Below are 19,702 nucleotides of genomic sequence, written 5' to 3'. Positions count from 1 at the left end.
ATGTTTCAGTGCAGCGCCAGCCGGTCCAGCTCGGCGCAGACATCCGCCATGCGTCCGGAGATCACCAGCCGGCAGGCCCCGTCGTCCTGCTGCCGCAGAATAACGCGCAGCGGCCGGGCGGCGCTGCGCGGCGGCGTCGCCGGGCGGGCACTGGGCACGCCGTGGGGCTGCTGCACCTGCGCCGCCTGCACGGCGCCCGCCACGCTGGCGACGATGGCCGCCAGGTTGGGTGCGTGCAGCTGCGCTGCCGCGTAGGCCGCCTGCGCGGGCAATGCCGCACCGGAGCGGCGCAGCGCGCCACGGCGCAAGGGTTTGATGAGCCCTGACAGCGCGTTCAGGGACGACGACCAGGCAACTGGGGCAAATGCCATGTGAAGACTCCACCACGCCCCTTGACAAAGGGACAGACAAGCAAGGACACAGGCAGGATTGCCGAAGATGAAGGGATCGGGGCGCGTATCCGTAGGGTTGGCATGTCAGCCGTTTGCCAGCCGACCCGCCAGACGCCCGCCACCTGCGGCGGCGCCCCGGAAGGACTACATCAGCATGGTGTTGCGGATCAGGCCCACTGCCAGGCCCTCGATCTCGAAGGGCTCGCCCGGCTCGACGCGGATGATGGGGTAGTCCGGGTTCTCGGGCAGCAGCTCGATGGCGCTGCCGGTGCGGCGCAGGCGCTTGACGGTGACCTCGTCGCCCAGGCGGGCGACGATGATCTGGCCGCTGCGCGCCTCGTGCGTGGCCTGCACCGCCAGCAAGTCGCCGTCCATGATGCCGGCGTCGCGCATGGACATGCCGCGCACCTTCAGCAGGTAGTCCGGCCGGTGCTGGAACAGGCTGCCTTCCACCACGTAGCTCTGGTCCACGTGTTCCTGCGCGAGAATCGGCGAGCCCGCCGCGACGCGGCCGATCAGCGGCAGCGTCAGCTGCTGCAGGCCCAGCAGCGGCACGGCGAACTGGGCGCCGCGCGTGGCGTTGATGTGGCGCACCGTCTCGCCGCGCAGTCGAATGCCGCGCGAGGTGCCGCTGACCAGCTCGATCACGCCCTTCCGCGCCAGCGCCTGCAGGTGCTCCTCGGCGGCGTTGGCCGAGCGGAAACCCAGCTCGGCGGCGATCTCGGCACGCGTCGGCGGCGCGCCGGTGCGGGCGATGGCGTTCTGGATCAGGTCCAGGATCTGTTGCTGACGGGCGGTGAGCTTGGGGCTGTCGCGCATGGAAGACTCCAATAGGGTGGGTTCAAAAACTACTGTTTTTTGATCCAGTACCTGTATTTTTGAACAGTTTGACAAAGGGTGCAAGAGGCATGGCAGGAAAAATCGTCGTCTTGGGCACCGGCGGCACCATCGCCGGTACGTCACCGGTCGCCGGCGCCAACGTGGGCTATACCGCCGGCCAGCTGGGCGTGGAGCAGTTGCTGCAGCAGCTCCCCGGCCTGAGCGATGCGGCAGCCGGCCACGCGCTGGTGGCCGAGCAGGTTGCGCAGATCGACAGCAAGGACATGGACCATGCCGTGTGGGGTGCCCTGGTGCAGCGCTGCCTGGCGCATCTGGAGGACCCTGGGGTGGCGGGAATCGTCATCACGCACGGCACCGACACGCTGGAGGAAACCGCCTGGCTGCTGGAATGCGTGCTGCCTGCGACCAAGCCGGTGGTGTTGACCTGCGCCATGCGCCCGGCGACCGCCCTGGCACCGGATGGCCCGCCCAACCTGCTGGATGCAGTAGCGCTGGCGGCCGAGCCTGCGGTGCGCGGCGTACTGGTGGTGGCCGCCGGGGTGGTGCACGGTGCGCGCCAGGTGACCAAGGTGCATCCGCTGCGCCTGGATGCCTTTGCCTCGCGCGACGGCGGCCCGCTGGGCTGGGTAGAGGCCGGCCAAGTGCGCTGGGCGCACGACCGCGCGCCGCAAGCCAGCCAGCCATTGCACGGCACCCTGGCCGCGCGGCTGACGCCGCAGACCGACTGGCCGCGCGTGGCCATCGTGCTCAGCCACGCGGGCGCCGACGGTTTCGCCGTGGACGCGCTGATGGCGGCTGGGGTCGAGGGTCTGGTCGTCGCCGCGACCGGCGACGGCACCTTGCACTACCGATTGCAGGAAGCGCTGGAGCGCGCCCACCGTCAAGGCATCGCGGTGCGGCTGGTGTCGCGCTGCACGGACGGGCGCATGCGCCCGGCGCATCACGCCGGCTGGGCCGACACGCTGGGGCTGTCGGCGGTCAAGGCGCGCATCAGCCTGATGCTGGAGCTGATGGCGCGTGGCCGCGCGGGCGGCGCCTGGGGCTCCCGCGCCCGTGCGGTGCAGCCGTCAGGCCAGCCTGGGTGATGTTGGAATGAAAACGCCCCGCATCGGCGGGGCGTCGTCATCCGGGTCGGCGCCCGATCAGCTGGACAAAGCCGCCAGTGCGCGCTCGGTGATTTCCTCGACCGTGCCGGTGCCGCTGATGGCGCGGTATTTGGGCGCATTGGCCGGATCGGCTTTGGCCCAGCTGGAGTAGTACTCGACCAGCGGACGCGTCTGCTGGCTGTAGACCTGAAGGCGCTTCTTCACCGTGTCCTCGTGGTCGTCGTCGCGCTGCACCAGCGGCTCGCCGGTCAGGTCATCCACCCCGTCAACCTTGGGCGGGTTGAAGCGCACGTGGTAGGTGCGGCCCGAGGCCGGGTGCGAGCGGCGCCCGCTCATGCGCTCGATGATGGCGTCGAACGGCACGTCGATCTCCAGCACGTAGTCCAGCTTCACGCCGGCGTCCTTCATGGCGTCGGCCTGTGGAATGGTGCGCGGAAAGCCATCGAACAGGAAGCCCTTGGCGCAGTCCGGCTGGGCCAGGCGCTCCTTGACCAGGTTGATGATCAGCTCGTCGCTGACCAGCTGGCCCGCATCCATCACCGCCTTGGCCTGCAGGCCCAGCGGCGTGCCGGCCTTGACTGCAGCGCGCAGCATGTCGCCGGTGGAGATCTGCGGAATGCCGAATTTCTGGCAGATGAAGGCCGCCTGCGTGCCCTTCCCGGCGCCCGGCGCGCCCAGCAAGATCAGTCTCATGGTGGATGTCCTCTCGGTTTTTTGAAATCGTGCGGCGCTGCGCGTGGCGTGCCGGCAGCCCGGCCCGGGGCGTGGGAAGCCCTTGGCCCGGCTGGTGGGCGGCGAGAATAACACGCGTGTCTCGCACGCAGCTGACAGCGCGCAGGGCCGGTTTTCAGCCCGCCTGCGCGAGCAGGGCGCGCACGCGCTGCAGGTCTTCGGGGGTGTCCACGCCGGCGCCAGGGGTGTGCCGGGTGACGTGCACGGCGATGCGGTGGCCATGCCACAGCGCCCGCAATTGCTCCAGCTGCTCGACCTGTTCGGTGGGCGCCGGCGGCAGCCGCGGGAAGGTACGCAGGAAGCCCGCGCGGTAGCTGTACAGCCCGATGTGGCGCAAGGGCGCCAGCCCGGCCTGCGGCCACCAAGGCTGCCCTAGTGTGGCGTCGCGCGCGCAGGGAATCGGGGCGCGGCTGAAGTACTGCGCCAGGCCCTGGCCGTCCAGCACCACCTTGACGATGTTCGGGTTGGCCAGATCCTGCAGGCTGTCGATGGCGTGCGCGGCCGTCCCCATGCTGGCCTGGGGCTGCGCCTGCAGCACCGCGGCCACGGCGTCGATCAGTGCCGGCTCGATCAGCGGCTCGTCGCCCTGCACGTTCACCACCAGGGCATCGTCCGCCAGGCCCAGCTGTTCGCAGGCCTCGGCCAGGCGGTCGCTGCCGCTGGCATGGTCGCGGCGCGTCAGCAGCGCGGGGACGCCGTGCGCCTCGCAGGCCTGCACGATGCTCGCATCGTCGGCCGCGACTAGGCAGCGCGCCGCGCCGCTTTGCTGCGCGCGCCGCGCCACGCGCACCACCATCGGCAAGCCGAGGATGTCGGCCAGCGGCTTGTCGGGCAGGCGGCTGGAGCCCAGACGCGCCGGGATCAGCACCGTGAACGGTGCAGGCGCGGGCGTCACGCCTGCTCCAGCTCGTCGTCGCTCAGGGTGCGGGCTTCGTTTTCCAGCAGCACCGGAATGCCGTCGCGCACCGGGTAGGCCAGGCGGGCGCTGCGCGAGACCAGCTCCTGGCGTTCGCGGTCGTAGGTCAGCGGGCCCTTGGTCACGGGGCACACCAGCAGTTCAAGCAGTTTCGGGTCCATGGAAATCCTGTCGTCAAGGCTGCGGCGATGATAGCGACGCGAGGTGGGCGTCCAGCGCAGCGAAGAACGCCGGCGCGATCTCCAGATGCAGCGGCACCGCCAGCGCCTGTGGATGGCGCGGCCACAGCTTGACAGCGTCCTTTTCGGTGCAAATCAGCGTTTCGCCCTGATTCAATATGGGTTTCCAGCTATCGAAATCATAGTGGTCGGGCAGAGCTTCGCAGCGCGCGGGTTGCAGGCCGCTGGCGCGCAGTAGGGCGAAGAAGTCTTCCGGGCGGGCGATGGCGGCGATGGCGCGCAGGGGACGGCCGGCAAGCCCGGCCAGCGGCACGCGCCGGCCTTCGGCATCCAGCGCCCACGGCGCCAGGGTGCGGCGCAGAGAGAAGGCCGGCGCCGCCGTGCGCGGCGGCGCCGCGCCGGCATGCAGCACCAGATCCACCGGCCGCGGCCAGGGTTCGCGCAAGGGACCTGCGGGCAGCAGCCAGCCGTTGCCCGCGCCCTCGTCGTTGAACACGCAGATTTCCAGGTCGCGCTGCAGCGCCAGGTGCTGCAGCCCGTCGTCGCAGACCAGGATGTCAGTGCCTGGGTGGGCTGCCAGCAGGGCGCGCCCGGCATCGGCGCGCTGGCGCGCCACGAAGACCGGCACGCCGCTGGCGCGCGCGATCAGCAGCGGCTCGTCGCCAACCTCGGCGGCGCTGCTGCCGGCCCGCACCTCGCGCACGTCCTGCCGCACGTCCGGTATCTGGCGGCCGTAGCCGCGGGAGATAACGCCCGGCTGCCAGCCGCGCTGGCGCAGATGCTGCACCAGCGCCAGCACCACCGGCGTCTTGCCGGCGCCGCCCGCGGTCACGTTGCCGACCACCACCACCGGCACCGGCAGGCGCTGCGCGCGCAGCACGCCCCGGGCATACAGCAGGCGGCGCAGCCGCACCAGCGCGGCGTACAGCAGCGCCAGCGGGCGCAGCGCCCAGGCCAGCGGGCCACGGCGCTGCCAGGCACGGCGCAGTCGGGCGCTCATGCCACGGTCAGTGCGCAGGCGCGCCGCCGGCGGTCTGGGTGGCGAAGGTGATCTGCGCCAGGCCGGCGCGGCGCGCGGCCTCCATCACGCTGACCACCGCCTGGTGCGGCGCGGCGGCGTCGGCGCTGATGATGACCACGCTGTCGCCACCGGCGGCGCGGGCCGCGTCCTGCAGCGCGCGTGCCAGCAGGTCCACGCCGCGCCCCTCCAGCGTCTGCTGCCCGACGGCGTAGCGGCCTTCGGGCGAGACGGCGACGACGATCTCGCGCGGCTTTTCCTGCAGCTGCTCGGCGTCGGCCAGCGGCAGCGTGACCTGCAGTGCGGTGAACTTGCTGTAGGTGGTGGACAGCATCAGGAAGATCAGGATCACCAGCAGCACGTCGATGAACGGGATCAGGTTGATCTCCGGCTCTTCCTTGAGACGAGGGCGAAAGTTCATCGTCGGATGGTCCGCGTCAGCGCGGCAGGCGCGCCAGGTGGCGCACAAAAGTCTCGGCCGACAGCTCCAGCGTCAGCAGGTAGACGTCCACCCGGCTGCGGAAGTAGCGCCAGAAGATCAGCGCCGGAATGGCGACGATCAGGCCGAAGGCGGTGTTGTACAGCGCCACCGAGATGCCGTGCGCCAGCTGCGCCGGGTTGCCAGCGCCGGTGGCGCCGCCCTGCGAGCCGAAGATCTCGATCATCCCCACCACGGTGCCAAACAGCCCCAGCAGCGGCGCCGCCGAGGCGATGGTGGCCAGCGCGTTCAGGTATTTTTCCAGGCGCAGCGCTACGGTGCGGCCCGAGCCTTCCATGGCGGCGCGCAGTTCGCCCTCGTTGGCGGCCGGCTGGCTGGCCAGGGTTCGCATACCTGTGGCCAGTACCTCGCCCAGCGCCGAGCTGCGCGCCAGTTGCTGGATGACGCCGGGCGCGGGCAGGCCGCGCGCCGAGACGGCGATGGCCTCGTCGAGCAGTCGTGGTGGCGCCACGCGCCGCGTCTGCAGCGACACGAAACGTTCGAAAATCAGCGCCAGCGCCAGGATGGAGCAGGCCACCAGGGGCCAAATGGGCCAGCCGGCGGCTTGTATGATCGACAGCAATGTTTCGTTCCCGCTGCTGTAGCGCAGCCGTGATGGTTGGAAGGCAGCGGACGATTATGGCGCAGGGCCCGTGGCCACCGGTGCGCCGCCTTCCCACAAGAAGGACTGTGGATAACTTTGTGGGCAACCCCGGTGCAGGCTGTGCCCAAGCGCTTCAGGCAAGCGCCTGCGGTTTCTCCAGGGGCCTTGGGCATCCCGAAAAATGACATACGAATCAACGACTTGCATGGCGGTCTGGAGAGGTCGCTTGCAGTGCGCGCCCGGTGCGGTGCGCTCTGGCGGAAGACGCGTCCTGTGGACTGCTGCACGTCACTGGAGAACGCAGCATGTTTGACCCTGCTGTGACGCACGCGACGCGCCCGGTGTGGCAGGTGGGCGCACTGTGCCGCGCGGTGGCCGATGCGCTGCAGGCCCGCTTCAACCCGGTGCAGGTGCGCGGCGAGATCACCGGTTTTTCGCGTGCGGCCAGCGGGCATTGCTACTTCACGCTGAAAGACCGCGACGGGCAGATCCGCTGCGCCATGTTCCGCCGCTCGGCGTCGGCGCTGGCGTTCTCGCCGCGCGACGGCGAGCTGGTCGAGGTGTCCGGCAAGCTGGGTGTGTATGAGGCGCGTGGCGACCTGCAGCTGGTGGTCGAGGACATGCGCCGCGCAGGGCAGGGCGCGCTGTTCGAGGAATTCCTGCGCCTGAAGGCCCGGCTGGAGGCGGAGGGCCTGTTCGACGCCGCGCGCAAGCGCCCGCTGGTGGCCATGCCGCGCGCCATCGGCATCGTCACCTCGCCCGGCGCGGCAGCGCTGCATGACGTGGTCACGGCGCTGCGCCGGCGCGTGCCGCACATCCCGGTGGTGCTGGTGCCGGCGTTGGTGCAGGGCGCGCAGGCGCCGGCGTCGATCTGCCAGGCGCTATCGAAACTGTATCTGCTGGCCCAGCAAGGACAAGGGCTGGAGCCCGTTTCGGTCTTGAATCCAGCCGCCCCGCCCATCGACGCCATCCTGTTGGTGCGCGGCGGCGGCTCGATCAAGGACCTGTGGGCCTTCAACGACGAGGCGGTGGCGCGCATGGTGGTGCAAAGCCCGGTGCCCTTGATCAGCGGCGTGGGGCACGAGACCGACTTCACCATCGCCGACTTCTGCGCCGACCTGCGCGCGCCCACGCCGACCGCCGCCGCCGAACTGGTGGCGCAACCGCAGGACGCGTGGCTGGGTGCGCTGCAGCTGCTGGCCGGGCGGCTGGCGGACGGCGTGCAGCGCCAGCTCGACCAGCGCCACCAGCGGCTGGACACGGCCGCGCAGCGCCTGGGCCGGCCGTCCGCCTTGGCGGCGCGCCAGCAGCTGCAGCTGTCGCGCCTGGCGCAGCGCATGCGCCACGGTGTGCTATTGAAACTGCAGCGCGAAGCCCAGACGCAACAAGGGCTACAGGCCGATTTGCCCCAAAAATGGCAGCGTGCGCTGGAGCGCCGTGATCAACACCTGGAACGCCTGCAGCTGCGCCTGGAGCTGCTCAGTCCGCAGCGCGTGCTCGAGCGCGGCTATGCCATGCTGACCGATGTGGACGGCCGCGCCGTGACCGACCCCGCGCAGGTGCGCCCGGGCGAGGCGCTGCAGGCCACGCTGGCGCAGGGCCGGCTGGACCTGACGGTGGATCAGCGCCGCCTGCTGTAGGCCAACCCCCGGTCCGGCTGTGCCCATGGCGACACATCCGGCCATCCTTTCCTACAATGGCCCGTTCGACCCTTGCCTGGCCCGCCAGGCGTCGCGGACGATCCCCATCCCAACCAAGAAGGAAACCACCATGGAACACACGCTGCCGCCGCTGCCCTATCCGATCGACGCGCTGGAGCCGAACTACAGCCGCGAGACCCTGGAATACCACCATGGCAAGCACCACAAGGCTTACGTCACCAACCTGAACAACCTGCAAAAGGGCACCGAGTTCGAGAACATGCCCCTGGAGGAGATCGTCAAGACCTCCAGCGGTGGCATCTACAACAACTCCGCGCAGATCTGGAACCACACCTTCTTCTGGAACTGCATGGCCCCCAACGGCGGCGGCGAGCCCTCGGGCGCCCTGGCCGACGCCATCCGCGCCAAGTGGGGCAGCTACGGCGCCTTCAAGGAAGCCTTCGTCAAGAGCGCGGCCGGCAACTTCGGCTCGGGCTGGACCTGGCTGGTCAAGAAGCAGGATGGCAGCGTGGACATCGTCAACATGGGCGCCGCCGGCACCCCGCTGACGACCGAGGACAAGGCGCTGCTGACGGTGGATGTGTGGGAGCACGCCTATTACATCGACTACCGCAACGAGCGTCCGCGCTTCGTCGAGACCTTCCTGGACAAGCTGGCCAACTGGAAGTTTGCCGAAGCCAACTTCGCCTGATCGCGCCCTTCGGGCGGCAGGCCGCCGGCGCCTCGAGCGCCAGCCGCACCGCCCCTGCCAAGCCCCGTCCGCAAGGCCGGGGCTTTTTGCTGGGCGGATGCTGCGAAAAACTCCGGGTAAACCCTGATGAATTTTGCATGGCAACATTCGATTGCGAAAACCGGACAGTCGGCCGGCGCGCTCGCGCACAATTGCCAGTCGTCGTCCGTGGCGTGCGCCGACGGGCCGACAGCTTTGTGAAAACGACTTCCCTGACCTGAGAGATTCGGATGAGCACCCAGCAACCCACCATCATCTACACCCTGACCGACGAGGCGCCGCGCCTGGCGACCGCCTCGCTGCTGCCCATCGTGCGCGCCTTCACGGCGCCGGCCGGCATCAACGTGGCCGAGAGCGACATCTCGGTCGCGGCCCGCATCCTGGGCGAGTTCCCCGAAGCGCTGAGCGAGGACCAGCGGGTGCCAAACAATCTGGCCGAGCTGGGCAAGAAGACGCTGCAGCCGGACGCCAACATCATCAAGCTGCCCAACATCAGCGCCTCGGTGGCACAGCTGATGGCCGCCATCAAGGAGCTGCAGGACAAGGGCTATGCGCTGCCCGACTTTCCCGAGGACCCCAAGACCGACGAGGAAAAGGCCATCCGCGCGCGCTACAACAAGTGCATCGGCTCGGCCGTGAACCCGGTGCTGCGCGAGGGCAACTCCGACCGCCGCGCGCCCAAGGCCGTGAAGGAATACGCCCGCAAGAACCCGCACCACATGGCCGAGTGGAGCCCGGCCTCGCGCAGCCACGTCTCGCACATGCACCATGGCGACTTCTACCATGGCGAGAAGTCGATGACGCTGGACCGCGCGCGCGACGTGAAGATGGAACTGCTCACCAACAGCGGCAAGACCATCGTGCTGAAACCGAAAGTCAGCCTGAAGGACCGCGAGGTCATCGATTCGATGTTCATGAGCAAGAAGGCCCTGCTCGAGTTCTATGAACGGCAGATCGAGGACGCGCGCAAGACCGGCGTCATGTTCTCGCTGCACGTCAAGGCGACGATGATGAAGGTCTCGCACCCCATCGTCTTCGGCCATTGCGTGCGCATCTTCTACAAGGATGCGTTCGAGAAGCACGCCAAGCTGTTTGAGGAACTGGGCGTGAACGTGAACAACGGCATGGTCAACCTCTACGACAAGCTGGAGACGCTGCCTTCCGCCCAGCGCGAGGAAGTGCTGCGCGACCTGCACGCCTGCCACGAGAACCGTCCCGAACTGGCGATGGTGGACTCGGCCAAGGGCATCACCAACTTCCATTCGCCCAACGACGTGATCGTGGACGCCTCGATGCCGGCGATGATCCGCAACGGCGGCAAGATGTGGGGCCCGGACGGGCGCCTGAAGGACGTGAAGGCCGTGATGCCCGAGTCGACCTTCGCCCGCATCTACCAGGAGATGATCAACTTCTGCAAGTGGCACGGCGCGTTCGACCCCAAGACCATGGGCACTGTGCCCAACGTCGGCCTGATGGCCCAGCAGGCCGAGGAATACGGCAGCCACGACAAGACCTTCGAGATCCCGGAGGACGGCGTGGCCAACATCACCGACCTGGCCACCGGCGAGGTCTTGATGAGCCAGAACGTCGAGGCCGGCGACATCTGGCGCATGTGCCAGACCAAGGACGCCGCCATCCGCGACTGGGTCAAGCTGGCCGTGACGCGCGCGCGCAACTCGGGCATGCCGGTGGTATTCTGGCTCGACCAGTACCGCCCGCATGAGCGCGAGCTGATCACCAAGGTCAAGATGTACCTGCACGAGCACGACACCACGGGCCTGGATATCCAGATCATGAGCCAGGTGCGCGCCATGCGCTACACCCTGGAGCGCGTGATCCGCGGCCTGGACACCATCAGCGCCACCGGCAACATCCTGCGCGACTACCTGACCGACCTGTTCCCGATCATGGAGCTGGGCACCAGCGCCAAGATGCTGTCCATCGTGCCGCTGATGGCCGGCGGCGGCATGTACGAGACCGGCGCGGGCGGCTCGGCGCCGAAGCACGTGCAGCAGCTGACCGAGGAAAACCACCTGCGCTGGGATTCGCTGGGCGAGTTCCTGGCGCTGGCGGTGTCACTGGAAGATCTCGGCATCAAGAACAACAACCCGCGCGCCAAGCTGCTGGCCCGCACGCTGGACGCCGCCACCGGCAAGCTGCTGGACAACAACAAGGGCCCGAGCCCGAAGACCGGCCAGCTGGACAACCGCGGCAGCCACTTCTATCTGGCGCTGTACTGGGCGCAGGAGCTGGCGGCGCAGACCGAGGACAAGGAACTGGCCGCGCACTTCGCGCCGCTGGCCCAGGTGCTGGCCGACAACGAGCAGAAGATCGTCGAGGAGCTGAACGCCGTACAGGGCCAGCCGGCGGACATCGGCGGTTACTACCTGCCCCAGGCCGACAAGCTGGACGCCGTGATGCGCCCCAGCGCCACGCTGAACCAGGCGTTGCAGGGGGTCGCAGGCTGAAAATACAGGTCAAAACGTGCCTGAGCCCTTGATATACAAGGGCCAGGCGCTATGAAAATAGAGAACCGGGTGCTGGTGACGGCAGCCGGTTTTTTTATGGCCGCGCAGCGCGCTGCGGGCTGCCGCTGAACGGCACGCCGGCCAGCCGCGCCCCGGCCTTCAGGCCGCGCTGCTGGAACCAGCCACGGTTCATTTCCAGTACATAGCGCACCGGCTTGGCCGAGCAGTGCGAATCCTCGGTCTGCGGCTGCATGTCAGCCAAATTGACGATGGTGCCGTCGTCGGCGACGAAGGCGGCGGTGAGGGGCAGCAAGGTGTTCTTCATCCAGAAGCACTGCACGCCCGGCTGCTCGAAGACGAACAGCATGCCCTCGTGTGCCGGCATGTCGCGGCGCAGCATCAGGCCAACCTGGCGTTCGGACGGGCTGCGCGCCACCTGCGCCTCGATGCGGTGCATGCCTGCCGTCAGTTCCACCCGCGGCAGGCCCAGTTGCGGCGCCTCCTGCGCACTGGCCAGGCTGCAGGCCAGGCCGAGCGCGGTCATGGCCAAGGCGCGGGACGGGAAGAAGAGGGGAGATCGGCGCATCGGGTTCGGACTCGCAAAATAAGCGGGCAGCAAAAAGCCCGCAGAGTGGCAGCAGGAAGGCGCCATTGTGCGGGCTGTGGCGAGCACGTGCCGCGGGGGCAACGCGCCGTTTGTCAGGCGGCGCGGTGCGCTGCCTTGCGCGAATGTTTCTTGGCGACCTTCTTGTGGCCAGCCTTGTGCGCCTTGGCCATCTTGGCGCGGTGCGCCGGGGCGGGCTGGGCCATGGGGGCGGCAGCGGGAGTGTCCGCGGCGCCTGCGGCGGGGGCCTGGGCATGGGCGCCGGCGGCCAGCATGAAAGTGGCGGCGAGTGCGGCAAGAAGTTTTTTCATGGTTGCCAATTCCTGGATGAAGGCATGTGGAAGATGCGCCGCGGCGCGGCGCTCGTGCATAACGCCAGGCCTGCGACGCACGTTGACGCATTCGCGGGACACGCAGGGTCAGGTGGCTAGAATTTCCCGGGCCGTGCGGCAGTCCTGGCGCGCCGCGCGGTTCCAGTTCGGTTTTTTCGCCTGTTGCGTTCACCCGGAGACTCTTGCGCATGAGCAGCTTTCAGCACATCCACATCCCCGCCGACGGCCAGAAGATCACCGTCAACGCGGACCTGACCCTGCGGGTGCCCGACCAACCCATCATTCCGTTCATCGAGGGTGACGGCACAGGCGTGGACATCACGCCGGTTATGCTGAAGGTGGTGGACGCCGCGGTGGCCAAGGCCTATGGCGGGAAGCGCCGCATCCACTGGATGGAGGTGTATGCCGGCGAGAAGGCGACGCGCGTCTATGGCCCCGACGTGTGGCTGCCCGACGAGACCCTGGAGGCGGTGCGCGACTACGTGGTGTCGATCAAGGGTCCGCTGACCACGCCTGTGGGCGGCGGCATTCGCTCACTGAACGTGGCGCTGCGCCAGCAACTGGACCTGTATGTGTGCCTGCGGCCGATCCAGTATTTCAAGGGCGTGCCCTCGCCGGTCAAGGAGCCCGAGAAGACCCATATGGTGATCTTCCGCGAGAACTCCGAGGACATCTACGCCGGCATCGAATTCGAGGCGGGCTCGGACAAGGCGGAAAAGCTCATCCAGTTCCTGCAGGACGAATTTGGCGTCAACAAGATCCGCTTTCCCGAGACCTCGGGCATCGGCATCAAGCCGGTTTCGCGCGAGGGCACCGAGCGGCTGGTGCGCAAAGCGATCCAGTACGCCATCGACCAGGACAAGCCCAGCGTGACCCTGGTGCACAAGGGCAACATCATGAAGTTCACGGAAGGCGCCTTCCGCGACTGGGGTTACGGCCTGGCGGCGCGCGAGTTCGGCGCCGAGCTGATCGACGGCGGACCCTGGATGCGTCTGAAGAACCCGCGCACCGGGCGCGAGATCACCATCAAGGACAGCATCGCCGACGCCTTCCTGCAGCAGATCCTGCTGCGCCCGGCCGAGTACAGCGTGATCGCCACGCTGAACCTGAACGGCGACTACGTCTCCGATGCGCTGGCCGCGCAGGTCGGCGGCATCGGCATCGCGCCGGGCGCCAACATGTCCGACACCGTCGCCATGTTCGAGGCCACGCACGGCACGGCACCCAAGTACGCCGGCAAGGACTACGTCAACCCGGGCTCGGAAATCCTGTCGGCCGAGATGATGCTGCGCCACATGGGCTGGAACGAGGCGGCCGACCTGATCATTTCGGCGATGCAGAAAGCCATCCTGAGCAAGAAGGTGACGTACGACTTCGCGCGCCTGATGGAAGGCGCGACGCAGGTCAGCTGCTCGGGCTTCGGCCAGGTCATGATCGACCAGATGTAGGCCGCGCGAGCCTGCGGCCAGGCCCGCCCCGGTGGCGGGCTTTTTTGTTGGTGGGGCAGTGCTGCTGCTCCAGCCAGCAAACAAAAAGGCCATCGCTGCGTGCAACGATGGCCTTTAAATATTGTGGCTCCTCAACCTGGGCTCGAACCAGGGACCTACGGATTAACAGTCCGGCGCTCTACCGACTGAGCTATTGAGGAATGTCGGTTCTTGATGTGCTGCCACCCGTGCGATGGCGGATGGCATTGAAAGGCTGGCTCCTCGACCTGGGCTCGAACCAGGGACCTACGGATTAACAGTCCGGCGCTCTACCGACTGAGCTATCGAGGAACAAGACCGCGATTATATACAGAAAAAACGGCCCGCCGAATCAAGCTTCAGGCTCAGGGCGCAGCCACAGCCAGGTCAGCACGCAGGCCATGCTGGTGCAGGCCACCCAGGCAGCCCAGCGCGGCGCGGCACACAGGACGATCACGGCACACAGCCCCATCACGAACGTGGCACTCCATTTGGCGCGCCGGCTGACCCTGCCGCCGTCGGCCCAGTTGCGCAGCATCGAGCCGAACAGCGGATGGCGCCACAGCCAGGCGTGCAGGCGCGGCGAACTGCGCGCCGCCGCCCAGCCGGCCATCAGGACGAAGACCGTGGTCGGCAGGCCCGGCACGACGATGCCGATGACGCCCAGCACCAGGCACAGCACCGCGAACGCCAGCAGCAGCCAGCGCAGCGCCGCCGGCAGGGGCGGGTGTTGGGGCGGTGCAGGCAGCTGCTCACGGGTGTCGGGCATGACGCGTGATTGTGACCGCAGGGCTGGCTGGACGGCCGGGTTCAGAAGGGGAAGCGGGAGGCGCCTCAGGTCCTGTCCGGGGATGCAGCTATCGGGTAGGCAGCAGTTGGCGCTATTGGCAGCCTGCCTTGCCGACCGGGCGCCCAGGACGATGGCGCGATGCGGTGGCGGACAATTCCATACTGCCAAAATTGACATCGATCGAGACAAAGACTGTATACATATCTGTATGCAATTTTGCATACATACAGTCGTACATTGCTGGCAATCCTGTAGCCGCAATGCGGCCGGGTGCGCCTTTCGCGTGCGCAATTCCGGCAGACACAGGGCGGCGCAGTGAACTGACGGGCCGGCAAGAGCCCATGGTTTTGCGAACACCAAGGAGACCAACGTGAGTACGCATCGCGCCACCCCCACCACTGCCGACGTAGAGCGTCCGGAAGACGAAAACCTGGGACTGGGTGCCAATCTGGCCTACGGCCTGCAGCACGTGCTGACCATGTATGGCGGCATCGTCGCTGTGCCGCTGATCGTGGCCGAGGCCGCCGGCATGGCGCCCAGCGATACCGGCCTCCTGATCACCGCCTGCCTGTTCATGGGCGGCGTCGCCACCCTGCTGCAGACGCTGGGCATCCCGTTCTTCGGCAGCCGCCTGCCGCTGGTGCAGGGTGTGTCTTTTGCCGGCGTGGCGACCATGGTCAGCATCCTGCAGACCGGCGGCGGCATCCAGGGCATCCTGGGCGCGGTGATGGCCTCGGCGGTGCTGGGCCTGATCATCGCGCCGATCTTCTCCAAGGTGACGCGCTTCTTCCCGCCGCTGGTCAACGGCTGCGTGATCACGGTGATCGGCATGTCGCTGATTCCGGTGGCGGCGCACTGGGCCATGGGCGGCAATGCGCGCGCGGCTGACTACGGCAGCATGAGCAACATCGGTCTGGCCGGCATCGCCCTGGCCAGCGTCCTGCTGCTGTCCAAGATCGGCAACGCCGCCATCTCGCGCCTGTCCATCCTGCTGGCCATCGTCATCGGCACGGTGGCGGCGGTGCTGATGGGCAAGGCCGACTTCTCTCAGGTCGGCCAGGGGCCGTGGTTCGCCATTCCCCAGCCGCTGTACTTCGGCTGGCCGGTGTTCGACGTGGCGGCCATCCTGTCGATGTTCATCGTCATCCTGGTGATCCTGGTGGAAACGTCGGCCGACGTGCTGGCCGTGGGCGACATCGTCGGCACGCCGGTGGATTCGCACCGCCTGGGCAACGGCCTGCGCGCCGACATGCTGTCGAGCATCGTCGCGCCGGTGTTCGGCGCCTTCACGCAGAGCGCCTTCGCGCAGAACGTCGGCCTGGTGGCGGTCACCGGCGTGAAGAGCCGCTTCGTCGTGGCCTACAGCGGCCTGATCCTGATCACCCTGGGGGTGCTGCCCGTCATGGGCCGGGTGGTGGCCTGCGTGCCGCCGTCGGTGCTGGGCGGCGCCGGCCTGGTGCTGTTCGGCACCGTGGCGGCCAGCGGCATCCGCACGCTGTCCAAGGTCGAGTACCACAACAACATGAACCTGATCATCGTTGCCGCGTCGATCGGCGCCGGCCTGCTGCCGGTGGTGGCGCCCAAGTTCTATGCCCACTTCCCGGATTGGTTCGCGACCATCTTCCACTCGGGCATCAGCGGCGCCGCGCTGGTGGCGGTGGTGCTGAACCTGTTGTTCAACCACTTCAAGCAGGGCAACTCCGACCAGCAGTCGGTATTCGTCGCCGCTTCCGAGCGGGTCCTGAGCGAGCAGGTGCTGGCCAGCCTGTACGACGGCGACGTGGTCATCGACGGCAAGCTCTACGACAAGGACGGCAAGCTGGTGCCGATAGCCGGCACGTCGCACGCGCACTGATCGCAGCGGCGACGAATTCAACCCGATGCACAAAAGGGCAGGCGCGCGGCGCCTGCCCTTTGCGTTTCAGGTGTCCTGATCGGCCAGCGCGTGCAGCAGCTCGGTCTCGATGCGGATCTGGCGTGCGGCGTCCTGCAGCGGCGCGCCTTGCAGCAGGAAGGTGTCCTCGACGCGCTCGCCCAGGGTGCTGACCTTGGCCAGCTGGATCTCCAGGCCATGGCGCGCCAGCACCCGCGCCACCACGTACAGCAGGCCGGCGCGGTCGGCCGCCGAGATCGACAGCAGCCAGCGCTGGCCGCGCTCGTCCGGGCGCAGCGCCACGCGCGGCACGATCGGGAAGCTGCGCACCCGGCGCGACACGCGCTGGCGGCGCGGCGCGGGCAGCGGCGTGCCGCTGGCCAGGGCGCGCGGCAGGTCGCTTTCCACCAGGTGGATCAGCTCGCGCTGGGCCACCGCCAGGTGCGGCGCCACCACCTGGAAGGTGTCCAGCGCCTGCGCGTCGCTGGTGGTGTGCAGGCGCGCATCCAGGATGGAAAAGCCCACGCGGTCGAAGTAGCCGCAGATGCGCAGGAACAGCTCGGGCTGGTCGGGTGCGTACACCAGCACTTCCAGGCCCTCGCCGGCCAGCGACCGGCGTGCGCGCACCACGCGCGCGCCGCTGCCGACGTGGCGCGACAGATGGCGCGCGTGCCAAGCGATGTCCGGTGCCGGGTGGCGCATGAAGTAGCTGATGTCCAGCGTCTCCCACAGGCGCCGGTGCGCCTCGTGCGGCATGGAATGCAGCGCCAGCAGGATCAGCGCCTCGCGCTTGCGCGCCTCGACCTCGGCGGCCGGGTCGGGTGCGCGCCCGCCCAGCACGCGCAGCGTGGCGCGGTACAGGTCTTCCAGCAGCCGGCCCTTCCATGCCGTCCAGACCTTGGGGCTGGTGCCGCGGATGTCGGCCACCGTCAGCAGGTACAGGCCGGTGAGCGCGCGCTCGCTGCCCACCCGGCGGGCGAAGGCGGCGATGACCTCGGGGTCGGAGAGGTCCTGCTTCTGCGCCACCTGGCTCATCGCCAGGTGCTCGGCCACCAGGAACTCGATCAGCCGCGCGTCCTCGGGCCCCACGCCATGCAGGCGGCAAAAGCGCCGCGCCTCCAGCGCACCGATCTGCGAATGGTCGCCGCCGCGGCCCTTGCCGATGTCGTGGAACAGCGCCGCCACGTACAGGATCCACGGCTTGTCCCAGCCGCCCGCCAACTGCGAGCACACCGGGTACTCGTGCGCATGTTCGGCCAGGAAGAAGCGGCGCACGTTGCGCAGCACCATCAGCGTGTGCTGGTCCACGGTATAGACGTGGAACAGGTCGTGCTGCATTTGCCCGACGATGCGCCGGAACGCCCATAGGTAGCGGCCCAGCACCGAGGTCTGGTTCATCAGCCGCAGCACATGCGTCACCCCGCTGCCCTGGCGCAGGATGCGCATGAACATCGCGTGGTTCTGCGGGTCGCGGCGAAAGCGCGCATCCATCACCAGGCGTGCGCCGTACAGCGCCCGCAGCGTGCGCGCCGACAGGCCCTGCAGCCCCGGCGTGGTCTCGTACAGCAAAAAGGTTTCCAGGATCGCGCCGGGGTGCTGCTGGTACAGCTGGTCGTGGGCGATCTCCAGCAGGCCGCCCCGATCCAGGAAACGCGCGTTCAGCGGCACCGGCTGCTCCTGCGGCGGGCGCAGGCGCTCCTCGATGTCCAGCAGCAGGATCTGCGTCAGCTGCGTCACCGCCTTGGCGGCCCAGTAGTAGCGGCGCATCAGCGCCTCGCTGGCGTGTGCTGCGGCACGCACGCCGTCCTGCGGCGCCGGGCGAAAGCCGAAGGTTTCGGCCAGCGCGGTCTGCAGGTCGAACACCAGCCGGTCCTCGCGCCGTCCGGCCAGGGCATGCAGGCGCGCACGCACCAGGAACAGCAGGGCCTCGTTGCGCTCGATCTGGCGCACCTCGAAGGGCGTCGCCAGGCCGTTTGCCGCCAGCTCACGCCAGCTGCTGCCCAGGCCGGCGGCGCGCGCCAGCCACAGGATCAGCTGCAGGTCGCGCAGGCCGCCAGGGGATTCCTTGCAGTTCGGCTCCAGGGCATAGGGCGTGTCTTCATGGCGCACGTGGCGCTGGCGCATCTCCAGCGTCTTGGCGACCAGGAACGCCGGCACGTCCAGCCGCGCCGCATGCTGCGCGCGCAGCGTGGCAAAAAGCGCTGCGCTGCCGCACACGCGGCGCGACTCCAGCAATGCCGTCTGCACCGTGACGTCGGCGTCGGCCTCGATCAGGCACTCGTCCACGGTGCGCACGCTGGCGCCGATCTCCAGCCCCGCGTCCCAGCAGCTGCCAATGAAGGCCTCCACCGCCTGCTGCGCCGCGCCGCCGTCCAGCGCCTGCGGCAGCAACACCAGCACGTCGATGTCGGACGCTGGGAACAGCTGCTGGCGCCCATAGCCGCCCACCGCCACCAGCGCCGCGCCGCGCGGCAGGCCGGCATGCCGCCACAGGCGGCACAGCACACCGTCGGCCAGGCGACTGAAGCGGCGCAGCAGGGAGCGGATGCCGCGCGTGGAGGCGCTCGGCTGCAGCAGCGTGGCCACCAGCGCGGCGCGGCTGTGGTCGTATTCGGCGCGCAGCGCGGCCAGGTCCAGGGGCGCCGTGCGGGGGGCTGCGTTCATGGCATGCGCGGTGCGCCGGAAGGCGGCTGCGTCAGGTGGTGGTGGCGCCGACGAAAGGCGGCAGCGCCGGATAGCCGTCCGAGAGGGTCAGCACCTCGAAGCCGGTCTCGGTCACCAGCACTGTGTGCTCCCACTGCGCCGACAGGCTGTGGTCCTTGGTAACGATGGTCCAGCCGTCGTTGCCGTGTTCCTTGACCTCGCGCCGGCCGATGTTGAGCATCGGCTCGATGGTGAAGGTCATGCCCGGCTCCAGCGCCTCGCCGGTGCCGGGACGGCCGTAGTGCAGGATCTGCGGCTCCTCGTGGAACTTGTCGCCGATGCCGTGGCCGCAGAACTCGCGCACCACCGACAGGCCGTGGCCTTCGGCGAACTTCTGGATGGCATGGCCGATATCGCCCAGGCGCGCGCCCGGCTTGACCTGCTGGATGCCCAGCCACATCGACTCGTAGGTGAGCTGGCACAGCCGGCGCGCGGCGATCGACACCTCGCCGATCAGGAACATGCGGCTGGTGTCGCCGTACCAGCCTTCCGGGGTGATGACGGTGACGTCCACGTTCATGATGTCGCCCTTCTTCAAGGGCTTGTCGTTCGGAATGCCGTGGCAGACCACGTTGTTGACCGACGTGCACAGCGACTTGGGGTAGGGCGGGTAGCCCGGGGGCTGGTAGCCCAGAGTGGCCGAGCGCGTGCCCTGGCGTGCCATGCATTCGGCGGCCAGGCGGTCCACGTCGTTGGTCGTCATGCCAGGCCGGATGTGCGGGGTGATGGCGTCCAGCACCTCGGAGGCGAGGCGCCCGGCCTCGCGCATGCCGGCGATGCCCTGCGCGTCTTTCGGAGTCGAAGTCATGG

The 19,702-nt window shown here is 68.5% G+C and carries 19 protein-coding genes and 2 tRNA genes; 6 read left to right on the top strand and 15 right to left on the bottom strand.

The features are described 5' to 3' along the window. Positions 1 to 5 precede the first annotated feature (5 nt). Complete coding sequence (locus tag BLQ61_RS10215) at positions 6 to 371, bottom strand: hypothetical protein (RefSeq protein WP_091569546.1); 366 nt, start codon at positions 369 to 371, stop codon at positions 6 to 8. A 165-nt stretch (positions 372 to 536) separates the two neighbouring features. Next, the gene (lexA, locus tag BLQ61_RS10210) at positions 537 to 1,211 is read right to left on the bottom strand and encodes a transcriptional repressor LexA (protein ID WP_091569544.1); all 675 of its coding nucleotides are present in this window, start codon (positions 1,209 to 1,211) and stop codon (positions 537 to 539) included. 89 nt (positions 1,212 to 1,300) lie between these two features. On the opposite strand from lexA, the gene BLQ61_RS10205 reads away from it, so the two are divergent. Continuing rightward, a complete protein-coding gene (locus tag BLQ61_RS10205) occupies positions 1,301 to 2,317 on the top strand; it encodes an asparaginase (RefSeq protein WP_091569541.1) in 1,017 nt (338 codons plus the stop codon). Between the two features lie 57 nt (positions 2,318 to 2,374). On the opposite strand, the gene adk is transcribed toward BLQ61_RS10205, so the two are convergent. From adk to BLQ61_RS10175, 6 genes are all read right to left on the bottom strand, one after another. Then, on the bottom strand, positions 2,375 to 3,031 hold the full coding sequence (adk, locus tag BLQ61_RS10200; RefSeq protein WP_091569539.1) for an adenylate kinase: 657 nt from the start codon (positions 3,029 to 3,031) through the stop codon (positions 2,375 to 2,377). A gap of 154 nt (positions 3,032 to 3,185) precedes the next feature. Beyond that, positions 3,186 to 3,965 carry a 3-deoxy-manno-octulosonate cytidylyltransferase gene (gene kdsB / locus BLQ61_RS10195; RefSeq protein ID WP_091569536.1) on the bottom strand — a complete coding sequence of 260 codons (780 nt, stop codon included), beginning with the start codon at positions 3,963 to 3,965 and terminating at the stop codon, positions 3,186 to 3,188. Next, positions 3,962 to 4,147 carry a Trm112 family protein gene (locus BLQ61_RS10190; protein WP_091569533.1) on the bottom strand — a complete coding sequence of 62 codons (186 nt, stop codon included), beginning with the start codon at positions 4,145 to 4,147 and terminating at the stop codon, positions 3,962 to 3,964. The genes kdsB and BLQ61_RS10190 overlap by 4 nt, the downstream gene beginning before the upstream one ends. A gap of 13 nt (positions 4,148 to 4,160) precedes the next feature. After that, positions 4,161 to 5,165 carry a tetraacyldisaccharide 4'-kinase gene (gene lpxK, locus BLQ61_RS10185; RefSeq protein WP_091569532.1) on the bottom strand — a complete coding sequence of 335 codons (1,005 nt, stop codon included), beginning with the start codon at positions 5,163 to 5,165 and terminating at the stop codon, positions 4,161 to 4,163. A gap of 7 nt (positions 5,166 to 5,172) precedes the next feature. Next, a complete protein-coding gene (locus BLQ61_RS10180; protein WP_091569876.1) occupies positions 5,173 to 5,604 on the bottom strand; it encodes an ExbD/TolR family protein in 432 nt (143 codons plus the stop codon). A 16-nt stretch (positions 5,605 to 5,620) separates the two neighbouring features. Beyond that, a complete protein-coding gene (locus BLQ61_RS10175) occupies positions 5,621 to 6,244 on the bottom strand; it encodes a MotA/TolQ/ExbB proton channel family protein (RefSeq protein WP_091569529.1) in 624 nt (207 codons plus the stop codon). Positions 6,245 to 6,570: 326 nt separating this feature from the next. Between BLQ61_RS10175 and xseA the strand changes: the two genes are divergently transcribed. From xseA to BLQ61_RS10160, 3 genes are all read left to right on the top strand, one after another. Next, a complete protein-coding gene (gene xseA, locus BLQ61_RS10170; RefSeq protein ID WP_091569527.1) occupies positions 6,571 to 7,905 on the top strand; it encodes an exodeoxyribonuclease VII large subunit in 1,335 nt (444 codons plus the stop codon). Between the two features lie 130 nt (positions 7,906 to 8,035). Beyond that, entirely contained in the window at positions 8,036 to 8,617 is a 582-nt protein-coding gene (locus BLQ61_RS10165) for a superoxide dismutase (protein ID WP_091569873.1), read from the top strand. A 269-nt stretch (positions 8,618 to 8,886) separates the two neighbouring features. Next, positions 8,887 to 11,124: an NADP-dependent isocitrate dehydrogenase gene (locus BLQ61_RS10160; RefSeq protein WP_091569524.1), complete on the top strand. Its 2,238-nt coding sequence runs from the start codon at positions 8,887 to 8,889 to the stop codon at positions 11,122 to 11,124. A 94-nt stretch (positions 11,125 to 11,218) separates the two neighbouring features. Here BLQ61_RS10160 and BLQ61_RS10155 read toward each other — a convergent pair whose 3' ends face one another. Further along, entirely contained in the window at positions 11,219 to 11,710 is a 492-nt protein-coding gene (locus BLQ61_RS10155; protein ID WP_091569522.1) for a DUF192 domain-containing protein, read from the bottom strand. A gap of 113 nt (positions 11,711 to 11,823) precedes the next feature. Beyond that, on the bottom strand, positions 11,824 to 12,039 hold the full coding sequence (locus tag BLQ61_RS10150; protein WP_091569871.1) for a hypothetical protein: 216 nt from the start codon (positions 12,037 to 12,039) through the stop codon (positions 11,824 to 11,826). 209 nt (positions 12,040 to 12,248) lie between these two features. Between BLQ61_RS10150 and icd the strand changes: the two genes are divergently transcribed. Beyond that, a complete protein-coding gene (gene icd, locus BLQ61_RS10145; RefSeq protein ID WP_091569519.1) occupies positions 12,249 to 13,508 on the top strand; it encodes an NADP-dependent isocitrate dehydrogenase in 1,260 nt (419 codons plus the stop codon). A 124-nt stretch (positions 13,509 to 13,632) separates the two neighbouring features. On the opposite strand, the gene BLQ61_RS10140 is transcribed toward icd, so the two are convergent. From BLQ61_RS10140 to BLQ61_RS10130, 3 genes are all read right to left on the bottom strand, one after another. Then, positions 13,633 to 13,708: transfer RNA gene (locus tag BLQ61_RS10140), tRNA-Asn, on the bottom strand. A gap of 54 nt (positions 13,709 to 13,762) precedes the next feature. Continuing rightward, a tRNA-Asn gene (locus BLQ61_RS10135) sits at positions 13,763 to 13,838 on the bottom strand. A 40-nt stretch (positions 13,839 to 13,878) separates the two neighbouring features. Continuing rightward, positions 13,879 to 14,295 (bottom strand): YbaN family protein, encoded by a 417-nt coding sequence (locus tag BLQ61_RS10130; protein WP_091569516.1) that lies wholly within the window; start codon positions 14,293 to 14,295, stop codon positions 13,879 to 13,881. Positions 14,296 to 14,686: 391 nt separating this feature from the next. On the opposite strand from BLQ61_RS10130, the gene BLQ61_RS10125 reads away from it, so the two are divergent. Beyond that, positions 14,687 to 16,171 carry a nucleobase:cation symporter-2 family protein gene (locus BLQ61_RS10125; RefSeq protein WP_091569514.1) on the top strand — a complete coding sequence of 495 codons (1,485 nt, stop codon included), beginning with the start codon at positions 14,687 to 14,689 and terminating at the stop codon, positions 16,169 to 16,171. A gap of 66 nt (positions 16,172 to 16,237) precedes the next feature. Here the strand turns inward: BLQ61_RS10125 and BLQ61_RS10120 are convergent, their stop codons facing one another. Further along, on the bottom strand, positions 16,238 to 18,853 hold the full coding sequence (locus BLQ61_RS10120; protein ID WP_091569511.1) for a [protein-PII] uridylyltransferase: 2,616 nt from the start codon (positions 18,851 to 18,853) through the stop codon (positions 16,238 to 16,240). A 31-nt stretch (positions 18,854 to 18,884) separates the two neighbouring features. Further along, on the bottom strand, positions 18,885 to 19,700 hold the full coding sequence (gene map, locus BLQ61_RS10115) for a type I methionyl aminopeptidase (RefSeq protein WP_091569508.1): 816 nt from the start codon (positions 19,698 to 19,700) through the stop codon (positions 18,885 to 18,887). Between the last annotated feature and the right edge of the window lie 2 nt (positions 19,701 to 19,702).

This window comes from Oryzisolibacter propanilivorax (genome assembly GCF_900103645.1).
Lineage (GTDB): Bacteria > Pseudomonadota > Gammaproteobacteria > Burkholderiales > Burkholderiaceae_C > Melaminivora > Melaminivora propanilivorax.
This window is presented reverse-complemented; position numbering and strand designations above follow the sequence as displayed.